1 rRNA gene is annotated in these 261 nt (G+C 51.7%); it reads left to right on the top strand.

Annotation, left to right across the window (positions count from 1 at the left end):
- Positions 1-261 (top strand): 23S ribosomal RNA (locus tag C3B52_RS35985); the annotation flags it as partial.

Raw genomic sequence — 261 nt, 5'->3', positions numbered from 1 at the left:
ATCTGCTAAGGCTAAATACTACCTAGCGACCGATAGTGAACCAGTACCGTGAGGGAAAGGTGAAAAGCACCCCGGGAGGGGAGTGAAATAGTACCTGAAACCGTGTGCTTACAAATAGTCGGAGCCCGTTAAAAGGGTGACGGCGTGCCTTTTGTAGAATGAACCGGCGAGTTACGATAGCGTGCGAGGTTAAGTTGAAGAGACGGAGCCGCAGCGAAAGCGAGTCTGAATAGGGCGCAAGTACGTTGTCGTAGACCCGAA

It is taken from the genome of Brevibacillus reuszeri (assembly GCF_002897295.1).
GTDB lineage: Bacteria > Bacillota > Bacilli > Brevibacillales > Brevibacillaceae > Brevibacillus > Brevibacillus reuszeri_A.
The sequence above is the reverse complement of the archived record's forward strand: the minus strand, read 5'-3'. Positions and strand labels throughout refer to the sequence as shown.